The organism is Yersinia sp. 1252 StPb PI, from assembly GCF_048593885.1.
GTDB lineage: Bacteria > Pseudomonadota > Gammaproteobacteria > Enterobacterales > Enterobacteriaceae > Yersinia > Yersinia enterocolitica_E.
In genome coordinates this window covers 1-14,990 of sequence record NZ_JAZGQE010000127.1, presented here as the reverse complement: position 1 = coordinate 14,990, position 14,990 = coordinate 1, and the positions used below count along the sequence as shown (strand labels likewise).

Here is a 14,990-nt window from a genome sequence, read left to right as displayed (position 1 = left end):
GCTGTGACTGAAAAACGGACCCACGTCCGATATATAATATTATTGATTATCTTTATTGTGACTGCAATTAACTATGCTGACCGGGCAACATTGTCAATTGCAGGCACCGAAGTGGCAAAAGAATTGCAATTAGATGCTGTTGCAATGGGTTATATCTTCTCAGCCTTTGGTTGGGCTTACCTGCTAATGCAAATACCGGGTGGTTGGTTGTTGGACCGCTACGGCTCCAAGCGGGTCTACACCTATAGCCTGTTCTTCTGGTCGCTATTTACCTTTACGCAAGGGTTTGTCGACATGTTCCCGATAGCGTATGCCGCTATCTCCATGTTTATCATGCGCTTTATGTTAGGTTTCTCTGAAGCACCCTCTTTCCCAGCTAACGCCAGAATTGTCGCGGCCTGGTTTCCAACCAAAGAAAGAGGCACAGCTTCAGCCATTTTTAACTCTGCACAATACTTCTCTCTGGCCCTTTTCTCTCCGTTATTAGGTTATTTAACCTTTGCCTGGGGCTGGCAGCATGTATTTACTGTGATGGGCGGGCTAGGTTTCGTATTAACCATTGCCTGGGTTAAATTTATTCATAACCCGACCGATCATCCGGGTATGTCTGCATCTGAACTTGAATACATAAAACAAGGTGGTGCGGTTGTCGATATGGACCACAAGAAACCTGACGGTCATAAAAGCGGTCCTAAATTAGATTATCTGAAGCAATTATTGGCTAGCCGAATGATGTTAGGTGTCTTCTTTGGTCAATACTTTATTAATACCATTACCTGGTTCTTCCTAACCTGGTTCCCCATTTATTTAGTACAAGATAAAGGGATGTCTATTTTAAAAGTGGGGATGGTCGCCTCTATCCCGGCATTGTGCGGATTTGCCGGTGGTGTATTAGGTGGCGTATTCTCTGACTCACTCATTAAACGTGGTCACTCTCTGACTTTTGCCCGTAAAGTCCCTATCGTGTTAGGTATGTTATTGGCATCAAGCATTATTCTGTGCAACTACGTCGATAGTGACGTGGTGGTGGTCGCACTGATGGCATTGGCCTTCTTTGGTAAAGGTTTCGGTGCATTGGGCTGGCCAGTTATTGCTGATACCGCACCAAAAGAAATTGTTGGTTTATGTGGCGGATTATTTAACGTATTTGGTAACGTCGCCTCTATTGTCACACCGCTGGTTATCGGTTATCTGGTGAAAGAATTACACTCCTTTAATGCCGCATTAATCTTTGTTGGATGCTCTGCCATTATGGCTATGTTCTGCTACTTATTTGTTGTAGGCGATATCAAACGTCTGGAATTGAAAACATCTTAAGGGAATAACAATAGGTGCCTCTTATGGGGCACTTGTTGTTTGAAATATAGCGACAGGACACCTAATGAAAATAGTCATCGCACCAGACTCTTATAAAGAAAGTTTATCGGCTATAGCAGTAGCTCAGGCTATTGAACAAGGTTTTAGAGAAGTGTTCCCTTATGCTGAATACATCAAGATCCCCGTGGCTGATGGTGGTGAAGGCACTGTCGACGCTATGATCAGCGCAACCGGCGGCCAAAAAATCATGACTGATGTTACCGGGCCGCTGGGTAATAAAATCCAGGCTTTCTGGGGATTATCAGGTGATAGGAAGTCGGCTTTTATTGAGATGGCAGCGGCCAGCGGACTGGAATTGGTCCCACCCGAATTGAGGAACCCGTTAAACACGACCTCCTACGGCACCGGTGAATTAATCCGTGCGGCGCTGCAAACAGGCGTGCGTCATATTATTATCGGTATCGGTGGCAGTGCCACCAACGATGGCGGTGCAGGTATGGTACAGGCGCTAGGGGCCAAATTGCGTAACGCCTATGGCGCAGAGATTGATTTTGGTGGCGGCAGTTTACATAACATTGCCTCGATAGATGTGTCGCAGCTGGACCCACGCCTTAAAGATTGCCGCATTGAAGTCGCTTGTGATGTGACCAATCCGCTGACCGGTGAGCAAGGCGCTTCCGCTATTTTTGGCCCACAGAAGGGGGCTACGGCCGCCATGATTGTGATACTGGATAATAACCTGGTCCATTACGCGCAGATGGTTAAACAATATCTGGGAATAGACGTAGATAGGATACCCGGCGCGGGGGCCGCTGGCGGTATGGGGGCCGCATTGTTGGCATTTTGCGGTGCACAGTTGCGCCAGGGCGTGGAGATAGTCGCTGAAGCATTAGACCTGGAAACCTATATCAAAGACTGTCATCTCGTTCTGACCGGTGAAGGCCGGATAGACAGCCAAAGTATCAATGGCAAAGTCCCGGTAGGTGTCGCTCGATTAGCCAAAAAATACAATAAACCGGTGATTGGTATTGCCGGCAGCCTGGCTACCGATGCCAACATTGTTCATCAACATGGTGTTGATGCTATTTTCAGTATTATTTACCACATTTGTACACTTGACGATGCACTCTCTCAGGCAACTGAAAATATCAGAACTGCTTCCCGCAATATCGCCTCTGTTATTAATATTGGCATAGCCTCATTTGATATCAAAGCATCAGCATAATAAAAGCCCGCGTACCCATTTTTAACATAGCCCTTTGTCGAAGGGCTTTTTTTATATGCGTTTTTAATGTCAAAGTATGTCGGCGCTAAATGACCTTTTCGTGATAATGCTCACCTGCTTTTGGGCTTGCGAACAAAAATAGGCACCAAACCCATTAGCATCCAGGTCATCCGCACAATGCCTTGCTCTTTTTAGCAGCGTATACTTATTTACAAGCTAGTGAGCATTATGTTTAAGACAAATAATGGCTGTATTGATAAAAATAACAGTTATGTTATCAACATAATTATCGTACCCAAAAAAATTAAAGGGTATATAAGGGAAATATTATGAGCATTTGTAATAGTCCTGTAGACAACCCGCTTTATATTAAAGTACAGGACGCGGATAATGTTGCCATTGTGGTTAATAACAATGGCCTATGTGCTGGCACCCGGTTTAAATGTGGCCTTGAACTTATTGAGCATGTGCCACAAGGCCATAAAGTGGCTTTGGTCGATATTCCTAAAGGCGGCCCAATCATTCGTTATGCTGAGGTGATTGGTCTGGCAGTGCGGGATATCGCTCGCGGCGGCTGGATAGATGAATCGTTGGTTGAATTACCTGCCGCACCCGCACTGGAGACCTTACCCCTTGCCACCGCAGTCCCCGAGGCGCTGCCACCACTGGAAGGTTATACCTTTGAGGGCTATCGCAACGCTGACGGCAGTGTCGGGACCAAAAACCTACTCGCGATTACCACCAGCGTACATTGCGTCGCTGGCGTGGTGGATTATGTGGTCAATATCATTGAGCGCACCCTGCTACCCAAATATCCCAATGTCGATGGCGTAGTTGCACTGAATCACTTATATGGCTGTGGAGTGGCAATCAATGCCCCAGCAGCGGTAGTACCCATCCGCACTATTCATAACTTGGCCCTTAACCCCAATTTTGGTGGCGAAGTGATGGTCGTTGGTCTCGGTTGTGAAAAACTCCAACCCGAGCGGCTGCTGGAAGGGACACCTGACGTGCAGGTTATCTCACTGGATGAAAGCAATATCGTGCGCTTGCAAGATGAGAAACACGTCGGCTTCCGTTCCATGGTCGATGACATTCTGCAAGTGGCGGAAAAGCATCTACAACGCCTGAATATGCGCCAACGTGAAACCTGCCCGGCCGCTGAATTGGTGGTCGGTATGCAATGTGGTGGCAGTGACGCTTTCTCTGGCGTAACCGCGAACCCTGCAGTGGGCTACGCTTCGGACTTACTGGTGCGTTGCGGCGCAACAGTCATGTTCTCTGAAGTCACGGAAGTGCGTGATGCTATCCATCTGTTAACCCCGCGGGCGATTAACGAGGAGGTTGGCAGAAGGTTACTGGAAGAGATGAAATGGTACGACGACTACCTCGAAACCGGCAAAACCGATCGTAGCGCCAACCCTTCACCCGGGAATAAAAAGGGCGGATTGGCAAACGTCGTGGAAAAAGCACTCGGTTCTATTGCCAAATCCGGCCGCAGCGCCATTGTGGAGGTGCTTTCACCGGGGCAGCGCCCCACCAAGCGTGGGCTGATTTTTGCAGCCACCCCAGCCAGTGATTTTGTCTGCGGCACGCAACAGTTAGCATCTGGTATTACCGTTCAGGTATTTACCACCGGGCGCGGCACGCCGTATGGTCTGGCGGCAGTGCCGGTAATCAAAATGGCAACCCGCACTGATCTGGCTAACCGCTGGCATGACCTGATGGATATCGATGCCGGAACCATTGCGACAGGTGATGCCACTATTGAAGAAGTTGGTCAGCAATTGTTTGAATTTATTCTGGATATTGCCAGTGATCGCAAACGGACGTGGTCCGATCAATGGGGGCTGCGCAATGCCTTGGCGGTGTTTAATCCGGCACCAGTGACCTAAGTATCAGTGAATCATCAGGCCGGGTGACACTCACTCGGCCTGCTCTTCTTCCTATCACATCTACCTTACTATCACATCTACTCCTGCTCGCCCAATTGAAGCGCCACATACAGCAGCAAGCGATCATCAAAGTTCGCTAAATCCAAACCGGTCAGTTCGGAAATACGATTCAACCGATACTCCAGGGTATTGCGATGAATAAATAACGCTTTGGCAGTAGCCGTTGGCTGTACGTTATTACGGAACCAGCAGGCCAGAGTGCGCCGCAACAGACCGTTACTGTCCATCGCCCGTAATTTAGCCAGTGGTAAGGCTAATTCATTGGCCTGCCAGCCACCACGCAAACTATCAAGCAATACCGGTAACACCAAATCCTGATAGTAATAGCTGCGTTGCTCCGGCATCCGTTGCTTACCGACCGCCATGGTAGTACGAGCGGTACGATATGAGCGCGCAATACTGCCCGGCCCGGTAAAGAAATTGCCAAGCGACAGGCGCACTCGCAAGCGACCCCGCTCAGTCATGCGCGACAGCAAAGACTCCATACGCCGCCGGTGATCAATAGCATCCCAGCGGCCATGGCTATTTAGCGCCGGTTTAAGCACCACCATCTCAGTCAGTGAAACAATCGCAATCAGATTATTGCGCTCTGGCGTCGTCAACAGGGTTTGCAGCTCTTGTAATTCCGACATAGCACTGTCGACACTCAACTGGCCGCTGTCCACATCCACCACGGCCACGACCCGTGGTTCATTGATATCCACCCCAAGGCGCTGCGCCCATTCAATCAGTGCCGGTGATATCTCTTCGGTGCGGATCAAGTTCAATACCAACTCTTCACGCAGACGGCTATCCTGCGCCAGCAGATGCACCAACCGCGCCTGCTCCATCATCATCTCTGCTGCCATGCACACCAGTTCGCCATATTGACGTAGTTGCCCCGGGTTGCCGGTTAGGCCAATCACCCCCACGATTTCGCCCTCAAGGCGCAATGGCAGGTTGATCCCTGGCCTTACGCCGTGCAACTGGCGAGCAACAGCTTCATCGATATCGACAATCCGGCCATGAGACAGCGACAAGAGCGCCCCTTCATGCAGTTCGCCAAGGCGCTCTTCATCACCACTACCAATGATCCGCCCCTTACCATCCATCACATTAATATTGGTATCAATGATCTTCATGGTACGGGTAACAATATCCTGGGCTAGCCGGGGGTCAAGATTATATACACTCATGAATGGGCCTCAGTCTGGGCTGATGCACCAGCATATGAGGTCTGGAAGGGGAATACATTGGACAAACGCCCAATTCACACCACAAAGAAAGAGAGTTGAGGGACGGGTCACATAAATGGCAGAACCGGGGGCATGCTGCTGGCAAAGTTGAGCGCCAACGAGGAAATCAGGGCCAATCAATCGTTAGCCCTGATAGAGATTTACCGGTGGATGGTTATGACCAAAAGCGTGTTATTTACTTTCTTGCGATGATTTACCGACAGCCATCCCCATCGCCAGCGTGGCGGCAATATTGCGTGCGGTCATAAACACATTGGCTGCCGCATTATCCAGTGCCTGCTCCAGAGTACAGATACTGTAGATCACGCTGAATACCGCATCCAGACCATGCTCATACACCACATCAACATCGTCTGTCAGGCTACCGGCAATACCAATCACTGGCTTATTATAACGTTTGGCAACTCTCGCGACACCAATCGGCACTTTGCCGTGAATGGTTTGGCTATCAATGCGCCCTTCGCCGGTAATAACAAACGTCGCGTCCCTAACCAAAGCGTCCAGACCAAGAGCATCGGTGACAATATCAATACCGGGGCTTAAGGTTGCACCGCAAAACGCCAGTAATGCCGCACCTAAACCACCCGCCGCGCCAGCGCCTTCAACCTGGTCAACATCAATATCAAGATAACGTTTAATGATACCTGCATAATACTGCAAACCGTCATCCAGTTGGCTAACCATCTCAGGTGTCGCCCCTTTCTGCCGCCCAAAAATAGCCGATGCCCCTTCACTGCCAGTCAGTGGATTGGTGACATCACAAGCAACATCGATTTGGCACTGCTTAATACGCGGATCCAGTCCTGAGATATCAATAACATCCAGTTCAGCCAGCTTCCCGCCGCCAAAACCAATCTGCTTACCCTGCTTATCCAGCAGTTTGACACCCAGCGCTTGCACCATGCCTGCACCGCCATCATTGGTGGCACTGCCACCGATGCCGATAATTATATGTTTGACCCCCTGATCCAGCGCATTACAAATCAATTCGCCGGTACCGTAGGAGGTGGTTTTCAGTGGGTTGCGCAGTTCTGGCGGAACCAGCTCTAGCCCGCTGGCGGCTGCCATTTCAATAAAGGCCGATTTTTCATCACCGGATATTCCGTAAAAAGCCGCAACTTCGTCACCTAACGGGCCGGTCACATTGACCTGAATAATCCGGCCAGTGGTGGCCGCAACCATGGCCTCAACGGTACCTTCACCACCATCCGCGACCGGCAATTTGATATATTGTGCATCGGGAAATTGAGTGCGAAAACCCGCTTCAATCTGCACCGCAACATCCAGCGCAGATAAGCTTTCTTTATAAGAGTCTGGGGCGATGACTATTTTCATAAATGATTCAATCTCATGAGCTATCCAATACCGCACAGGCTCCGACGTTATAAACCGGCCGCTCAGGATAACGGAATGCTTACCAGTATAGCCCTGTTACCCAGTAGCCCGGCACCCGCAGGCACCGGAGCCACCGATTAACGAGTGACTTCAACTTTAGCCAATTTCTCGTAATAACACGCCAATGCACTGTGGTCAGCGGTGCCCAAACCATCAGCCTTCAGCGCCTGCATCATCTCCATCACGGCTGCGGTCAGGGGCAACTGTGCACCGACGCCATGCGAGGTGTCGAGGGCATTAGCTAAGTCTTTGATATGTAGATCGATACGGAAGCCTGGTTTGAAGTTACGATCCATCACCATCGGCGCCTTGGCTTCCAACACGGTACTGCCTGCCAGACCACCACGGATCGCTTGGAATACCAGATCAGGGTTCACTCCCGCCTTAGTTGCCAGCACCAAGGCTTCAGACATCGCGGCAATATTCAGTGCGACAATCACCTGATTGGCCAGTTTAGTCACATTACCAGCACCAATATCACCAGTATGTACCACCGATCCCCCCATGGCTTTCATCACCTCGAAACAGCTCTCGAATACCGCTTTATCACCACCCACCATCACTGACAAAGTGCCATCGATAGCTTTTGGCTCACCACCACTGACTGGCGCGTCCAACATTGCAACCTGCTTTAGTGCCAGCGCTTCACTGATTTCACGGCTAACCAGCGGTGCAATCGAACTCATATCAATCAGCACAGAACCCGGTTTAGCACCTTCAATAACACCGTTTTCACCCAGTACCACTTCTTTTACATGAGGCGAATTAGGTAGCATGGTAATGATGATATCGCATTCTGCTGCCAGTGCTTTTGGTGTCGTTGCCGTACGCGCGCCAGCCGTGATCAATTCATCCAGCACCGCAGCATTACGATCGAGCACTGTTAATGAGTAGCCCGCTTTCAGCAGATTTTTACTCATTGGTTTTCCCATAATCCCTAAACCAATAAAGCCGATTTTCATTTATTACTCCTCAATTAAGTCGGAAGGCCGTCAACGCGGCAGTACTAAACTGTCAAAACAGACTGATGGTTATTTTTTAAATTTGTCGCATAACGCCTGAGTCGCGCTACGAAATACGCCCAAATCACTGCCAACAGCGACAAAGGTTGCCCCCCATTCGAGATAACGGCGGGCATCAGCTTCAACCGGCGCCAAAATGCCGCTCGGCTTACCCTGTGCTTTAGCGCGATCAAAAATATGACGAATCACTTTTTGTACTTCGGGATGATTGGGCTGCCCCAGATAACCCAGTGCCGCCGACAGATCGCCCGGTCCAACAAAAATACCGTCCACCCCATCAACGGCGGCGATAGCATCAATATTATCCACCCCTTGCTGGCTTTCGATTTGCACCAGTACGGTGATGTTGTCGTTGATGGTGGCAAAGTAGTCGGGTACGGTGCCGTAATTGTTACCGCGATGAGACACAGAAACCCCGCGGATCCCCGCCGGTGGATAACGGGTCGAGGCAACCGCACGTATGGCTTCTGCTTCGCTTTCAACAAACGGGATCAGGAAGTTATAAAAACCGATGTCCAATAAGCGTTTTATAATGATGGGTTCATTACAGGGCGCACGTACAACCGGTGCGCTATTACTGCCTTTCAGCGCCATGAGTTGTGGAATAAACGTCGTAACATCGTTCGGCGCATGTTCACCGTCCAGAACCAACCAGTCAAAACCCGCCAGGCCCAGCACTTCGGCTGAAATATGATTTGCCAGTGCACTCCAGCAACCAATAAGGGTTTGCCCTTGTTGTAGGTTGCGGCGGAACTGATTAGGATAATTTTGCAGACTCATTTTCGATCCTTATAATTGAACGCCCGGATGGAACGACGGCTCGATGCAGGACGTGATGCAATTCAGGTTGCCAGCGCACACGGCAGTGGGTGTTAGTCGTTAATTTTGCGCCTGTTTTGTAAGATTTTTTCTATTTACGGTTCACGATGATCATTATAGAAACCCCGTTCCAATAAACCATCAGGCAAAAGAACAGGAATTATGAGTTATTCACCAATCGTTATAGGCAGATGCACAATAAAATGCGCCCTGCTTCACAGACTGCTAAATAGCAAAAATCGTGCGGTGATTTTGTCGTTATAAATTAACAAACAACTAAAGGGTAAAGAGTTAGAAAAATGTCGCCGTAGTAATGATAAGGTACAGAGTCTGCTGGCAGAAAATGTCCATACCTGCCGATGTCTATTAATCAGTACGCAGGGTATAGACTATTTGCACCATAGGCGGTGGTAAACCACACTTGCCAGATAAGAAGTTGGAGGAGAGCAACGTGCAACGTGAACAAGTTTTAAGCAGTGCGCTCAATCTATTGGAGCAGCAAGGACTGGCAAACACCACGCTGGAGATGCTGGCAAAAGAGGTGTCAGTTGAAGTCAGTGATCTGGCCCGTTTCTGGCCGGATCGTGAAGCTTTGTTGTATGACTGTCTGCGCTTTCATGGCCAGCAGATAGATACCTGGCGGCGACAATTGCAACTGGACGAAACCTTATCACCCAAACAAAAGTTACTGGCGCGTTACCAGACGCTAGGTGAGCAAGTGCAGAATCAGCGTTACCCCGGTTGCTTATTTATTGCTGCATGCAGTTTCTATCCCGATAATGAACACCCGATCCACCAGTTGGCTGAACAGCAGAAACAGGCCTCACTACTCTATACCCAAGAGCTGTTGCAAGAGATGGACGCTGATGATGCAGCTATGGTTGCACAACAGATGGAACTGATTCTGGAAGGTTGTTTGAGCAAACTGCTGGTTAAACGTCAACTCGTCGATGTTGAAATTGCCAAGCGCCTGGCTGAAGATGTATTGGAAGTCGCGCAATGCCGTAAAAATGGCGCACTGGGTTAAGTGATTTACCACTAAGTTTTATCGCTGCCCTGAGATAATTTCTGGTTCTTTTGTCTGAAAAGAGAGCAGTCAGTACAGTTTTAGTGGTTTTAAACCATAAATTCGTTGACGATCAGCGGCCAATACGGTTTAATGCGCCCCGTTGCCCGGATAGCTCAGTCGGTAGAGCAGGGGATTGAAAATCCCCGTGTCCTTGGTTCGATTCCGAGTCCGGGCACCACTATTTATAAGGCCTCGCTGCAAAGCGGGGCTTTTTCGTATCTGGATTCTGCTCTATTTCCGCTCCGACTCCCTACCCATTACTGACACGATTTCAATAGATTTCCCCCTGTAAGCATCCCACACAAACGAACTATTCAATTTTAGAGATCTTGCGACATATTGATGATTTGTGCGGCGGAGAAACCTCTCTTCATAAGCAATGTCCTTATATCGTGGATGAGCTATTACCAGAATAGCCGTGTATTCGTTTTTTGAAGAGCAGCTCGGGGGTTAACCAACCCATCCAAAATAATAAAAACAAAAAAAGAGGTACTGCTTTCGCGCCAGGTGGCAGATTAATTTACTGTGGGGCAGGCACTTCTGGTCGCTTGGTGATGTTGGATGCGAGCGAATGCCCGCCAACTTATGGTACGCTGCGAGAAATGGTCGTAGGGCTGATCGCTGGCGGTAATACTGCTATTTTACAGGCAGTTGAAAATGCAAAAGATAGCCGCACACCTTATGTATTGGGGGCTATGGCCTATGCACGCCATGTTGGCGCTAGCGTAGTGGCAATTTCCTGTAATCAAAATAGTGAAATGAGTAAAGCGGCAGATATCGCCATTGAACCGCTGGTCGGCTCGGAAGTTGTCACCGGATCATCACGGATGAAGGCAGGGACCGCGCAGAAATTAATTCTGAATATGCTGACAGCCGGCGCCATGATCCGTAGCAGTAAGGTTTATAACAATCTGATGGTGGATGTTGAGGCGACAAACGCCAAACTGGTGCAACGTCAGGTCGATATTGTTGTTCAGGCGACGGAGTGTTCCTCCGAAAAGGCGGAACAGGCACTCAATGAGTGCAACCGACACTGTAAAACAGCCATTATGATGATCCTAAGGGGTATGTCTGCTGAGGAAACTAGCGCTATCCTTAACAAAAATAAGGGATTTATCCGTAAAGCGCTACAGGAGATTAAAGTATAACCATGGCGAAAATAACCGGCACTACGATAGACCAAATTTTACTCTTCACCGGCGGGAGTAAAAATATCATTGTCTGCGGAAACTGCATGACAAGGCTCCGCCTCACCTTAAAAGACCGTCAACTGATACAACATGACGACCTGAAAAAAATCCCTGGGGTGATGGGGGTGGTGAACAGCGATGATCAACTGCAAATCATTCTCGGGCCGGGCAAAGCCCAGACCGCCAGCGAGATGATGAACAAGCTCCTGGGTTCTGAACCGCAGCAGGGACATGAAAGTGCTCAGGATGTTGATTTGCAGGTGCTGGCCAGCCAGACAAAACAGCAAATGAAAGCGAAACAAAAAAGCGCTGTTCATAGTTTTCTGACCAAATTCGCCACCATTTTTACCCCGCTCATTCCAGGGTTCATTGCCGCAGGATTACTATTGGGGATAGCAACATTGCTCCAGCAGACACTGGCAGTGGACGGCGTTATTCAGTCTCCGTGGCTGGCGGCACTGATTGCATACATGAAAGTATTTAGCATCGGCTTGTTCACTTTCCTTAGCATTCTGATTGGCTTTAATACACAGCAAGCCTTTGGTGGGACGGGGGTTAACGGCGCAATTATCGCTTCGCTATTTATTTTACGCTATGTGCCGGAAGGTACCGTCGGCTACTACGGTGGCATGGAAAACTTCTTTGGTCTGGCAATTGACCCGCGCGGCAATATCATTGGGGTTCTGTTGGCCTGTATCTTGGGCGCATGGATTGAGCGACAGGTGCGCCGTTTTATCCCTGATAATCTGGATATGATCCTGACATCGGCGATAACTTTACTCGCTACAGGAGCAATCACTTTCGTTGTTATCATGCCAGTGGGTGGCGAACTGTTTAAGGGGATGTCATGGCTGTTTATGCATTTGAATGGTAACCCGTTTGGTACTGCCATTCTGGCAGGGTTATTCCTGATTGCAGTGGTGTTTGGTATCCACCAAGGGTTTGTTCCGGTCTATTTCGCCTTAATGGATGCACAAGGATTTAACTCATTATTCCCTATTCTGGCCATGGCGGGTGCCGGTCAGGTGGGTGCGGCACTGGCACTTTATGCTCGTTCGCCAAAAGGTTCAGTCCTGCGAACACAGATTAAAGGGGCTATTTTCCCTGGGCTACTGGGGATCGGTGAGCCGCTTATTTATGGCGTAACGTTACCACGCCTGAAGCCTTTTATTACCGCATGTTTAGGCGGTGCTGTCGGCGGCTTCTTTATTGGCCTTGTTGCCTGGTTGGGGTTACCGGTGGGCCTGAATACCGTGTTTGGCCCATCTGGCTTGGTATCTATTCCTCTGATGACATCAGCCCAAGGTATTTTCGCCGGGATGCTGGTGTATGTGGCTGGTCTGGTTATTTCGTATATTTCCGGGTTTATCCTGACGTGGCTTTTCGGGCATAAGGATGTCGATTTAAGTTGATCTCGTGCTAAACGGTTTGGCCCTGCCCGGCAGGGCCAGCTGAAATCTTTCCGTTATTTCTATTATTCCCATCCCCGTATCAACCGAACTCACCTGTTCCTATCGACACCAAGTCTAGATAACCGACTCATCCAGCCAGAATGTTAGCAAGCCGCGACTGATGAGCGCCTTGTTGTAGGCTGTCCAATGGGTGATTTCGAACCTTTGTTTTGCCACGAGATACTGCAATATCATCAGAAATGTGGTGATCCCAACCTGATTAGGGCTAAAAGTTCGATTTATTCAACAAAGATCTTATCTTTATAACTCAGTGAGTTGACTGATAATTAAGTGCCTTCGCTAATTTAGAATCCGGTTTCGCCAGTTTATCTAAACGCTTTTCATCAATGCTGTTCATCTGGCCTAAAGCTCTTGCCGTTTGACCTGAATGCCCTATCAGTTGCTGCTTGGGTACATTCACCATCAGGGTTGCTGCGTCTTCCAGAGCCTTGATATAGTCATCTTGCTTATGCAAATTATAACGTTTTAAATCCATCTTACTGCGTAATAGCTGTCCCCAATAAAACTCGAGGAAAGGTATTTCCTTATAGGGCTTACCCGTTTCAGGGTTAAGATTTTTATCAGACTTATCGTAAGATATACCGCGTAGATAATAGAGTATTGAGCGATATGGATCGTCCTGAAAAGCACTCGTGCCCAGAGTTGCAGGCAATTGAGAGAAAGTAATTGGTTTCCCCTCGGCATCAATAGGGAGAAAATGTTTAAGTTCAGTCATCTGTTGTTCGAACTGAGCTTGAGTAAATAACGTTCCGTCGTTGTCACGGCTTATATTCTGCCCGACCAGTACGCTTAAGGTCACATCACCGCCGCCACCGGATGCATCCCAGAAGCTGTTAAATGCATGATGACCATCAGTCAGGTAAAGTTTCCCCATTGGTCCGATATCAACCGTGTTCATATCAGCTTTATTGGTTCCTATAGCCTGTTTACAGGTATATGAAGTGGGATCTTTCGGTGTTGATGACAGGCTATATTTAGCCAGTTTCCCCGCCCCTTGAACTTTACACAAATCATTGAATAAGTGCTTTGAATCGCTAGCATAATCAGCCAAATCACCTGCAATCTGGAGCTTACCTACGGTTATTTGGGTCGGATGCAACTCACTGAGCTTAATTTGAATAACATCGCCGGGTTTAGTGAGTAAGTCGTTATGGGGCAGAGATTGTGCCGCGCACAAATTAGCAGAATAGAGTATTAGTCCACAAAATAATAAAATAGAGGTCGAAAATAACTCGCTAGCCCATCTTACCTGGGTAGCTCCAGCCTGATATAAGTAATTTTTGCTCAAAGACACATTGAACTCCTCCAGTGGACATTAACATTTCCTACCAATTTCATTGGCATATTGATTAAGCGTAGAATATCTCCCCCCTCGCAGCAGCACGTACTGCGAACATTATCTGGCGTTTATAGCAGTTGATACCCTATTTGCAATACCAGCGTAGGTTCCAGAGGATAATAATGCCCCGAAAATATCGACCATGAAACTAGCGTATCGATTAACCTGCCAGATAAAGAGATGCTTCAGCTTATCAGATGTTGCATTGAAAGCCATGTGCAATAAAACCACCATTTACCCTAGTTTGTGATGCAGAAGTATTAGGATCATAAAAGTCTCCATTTTGAGCCAAAGCAGCAGATCTGCATGCAGCAGCAATGGTTAATATAGTGATGAGTTTTTAATTATTCACTCTCTGATTACAATAAGGGACGTGTAAACACGACGCTTTGCCCTATTGATTGATATGATTAATCCATCTGTCAATCAATGCAGGGGAACTTAAATAAACGCTGGCATAACTTAAAAATTTATAATTAACTATTGCCAGCTAAATAAATTTAACTATTCCGTATAAAGTAGCAATATAAACACATTGGGATCCCTGTGATTTTTTTGTAGGAAAATTCATTTTTTAGCAAATAATAGAAACAGGAGACAATGAGATCGGTGAGTGGCGACTCGTTATTTTTCCACTCCTATAACTGTGTTGACATTTTAGTATTTCTTACTATTCAAATCCGCCACACCGCTGATGTTAATCATAACTATCACGTATAAAACTGTAGGCTATTTTAGTTTTAAATAAAGTTTAATCAAACTGTCTGTTTGATACTTGGCATAAATATTCCTTCTGTGTATGGAAACAGTTTTATTACTAATAGATAGTTTTTTGCTATTTCTGAATTTAACATACCAGATAATATCATGACTGATATACTGATCGGCATCTCTATATTTATCGCATCTATAGTATCCTCATTTGTTTTTGTATTTTTAATAAGATAATTTA

11 protein-coding genes, 1 tRNA gene and 1 pseudogene are annotated in these 14,990 nt (G+C 47.7%); 7 read left to right on the top strand and 6 right to left on the bottom strand.

All coding sequences use genetic code 11. From position 1 onward, the window contains the following. Nucleotides 1–3: 3 nt before the first annotated feature. The 3 genes from V2A85_RS16655 to garD all read left to right on the top strand — a co-directional run bounded on the left by V2A85_RS16655 (nucleotide 4) and on the right by garD (nucleotide 4,437). Nucleotides 4–1,317 (top strand): MFS transporter, encoded by a 1,314-nt coding sequence (locus V2A85_RS16655; protein WP_420071881.1) that lies wholly within the window; start codon nucleotides 4–6, stop codon nucleotides 1,315–1,317. 64 nt (nucleotides 1,318–1,381) lie between these two features. After that, a complete protein-coding gene (locus V2A85_RS16650; RefSeq protein WP_420071879.1) occupies nucleotides 1,382–2,542 on the top strand; it encodes a glycerate kinase in 1,161 nt (386 codons plus the stop codon). Between the two features lie 329 nt (nucleotides 2,543–2,871). After that, entirely contained in the window at nucleotides 2,872–4,437 is a 1,566-nt protein-coding gene (gene garD / locus V2A85_RS16645; RefSeq protein WP_372557803.1) for a galactarate dehydratase, read from the top strand. Nucleotides 4,438–4,514: 77 nt separating this feature from the next. Here the strand turns inward: garD and V2A85_RS16640 are convergent, their stop codons facing one another. From V2A85_RS16640 to garL, 4 genes are all read right to left on the bottom strand, one after another. Continuing rightward, a complete protein-coding gene (locus tag V2A85_RS16640; protein ID WP_019211377.1) occupies nucleotides 4,515–5,672 on the bottom strand; it encodes a CdaR family transcriptional regulator in 1,158 nt (385 codons plus the stop codon). Between the two features lie 231 nt (nucleotides 5,673–5,903). Further along, nucleotides 5,904–7,067, bottom strand: coding sequence for a glycerate kinase (locus tag V2A85_RS16635; protein WP_420071878.1), 1,164 nt, complete (start codon nucleotides 7,065–7,067; stop codon nucleotides 5,904–5,906). A 137-nt stretch (nucleotides 7,068–7,204) separates the two neighbouring features. Then, nucleotides 7,205–8,089, bottom strand: coding sequence for a 2-hydroxy-3-oxopropionate reductase (gene garR / locus V2A85_RS16630; RefSeq protein ID WP_083161028.1), 885 nt, complete (start codon nucleotides 8,087–8,089; stop codon nucleotides 7,205–7,207). A 69-nt stretch (nucleotides 8,090–8,158) separates the two neighbouring features. Then, a complete protein-coding gene (gene garL, locus V2A85_RS16625) occupies nucleotides 8,159–8,929 on the bottom strand; it encodes a 2-dehydro-3-deoxyglucarate aldolase (protein ID WP_372557801.1) in 771 nt (256 codons plus the stop codon). Nucleotides 8,930–9,419: 490 nt separating this feature from the next. Here garL and V2A85_RS16620 point away from each other — a divergent pair, with 490 nt between their 5' ends. The 4 genes and pseudogenes from V2A85_RS16620 to murP all read left to right on the top strand — a co-directional run bounded on the left by V2A85_RS16620 (nucleotide 9,420) and on the right by murP (nucleotide 12,639). Then, nucleotides 9,420–9,995, top strand: coding sequence for a transcriptional regulator (locus tag V2A85_RS16620; protein WP_083161032.1), 576 nt, complete (start codon nucleotides 9,420–9,422; stop codon nucleotides 9,993–9,995). 144 nt (nucleotides 9,996–10,139) lie between these two features. Next, nucleotides 10,140–10,215: transfer RNA gene (locus V2A85_RS16615), tRNA-Phe, on the top strand. Between the two features lie 316 nt (nucleotides 10,216–10,531). Next, nucleotides 10,532–11,185 (top strand): annotated as a pseudogene (locus V2A85_RS16610) (N-acetylmuramic acid 6-phosphate etherase); the annotation flags it as partial. Nucleotides 11,186–11,187: 2 nt separating this feature from the next. Further along, nucleotides 11,188–12,639 carry a PTS N-acetylmuramic acid transporter subunit IIBC gene (gene murP / locus V2A85_RS16605; RefSeq protein WP_372559949.1) on the top strand — a complete coding sequence of 484 codons (1,452 nt, stop codon included), beginning with the start codon at nucleotides 11,188–11,190 and terminating at the stop codon, nucleotides 12,637–12,639. Nucleotides 12,640–12,946: 307 nt separating this feature from the next. Here the strand turns inward: murP and V2A85_RS16600 are convergent, their stop codons facing one another. Then, nucleotides 12,947–13,993 (bottom strand): ParB-like protein, encoded by a 1,047-nt coding sequence (locus V2A85_RS16600; protein WP_420071877.1) that lies wholly within the window; start codon nucleotides 13,991–13,993, stop codon nucleotides 12,947–12,949. Between the two features lie 774 nt (nucleotides 13,994–14,767). Beyond that, complete coding sequence (locus V2A85_RS16595; RefSeq protein ID WP_420071880.1) at nucleotides 14,768–14,839, bottom strand: hypothetical protein; 72 nt, start codon at nucleotides 14,837–14,839, stop codon at nucleotides 14,768–14,770. Nucleotides 14,840–14,990 lie beyond the last annotated feature (151 nt).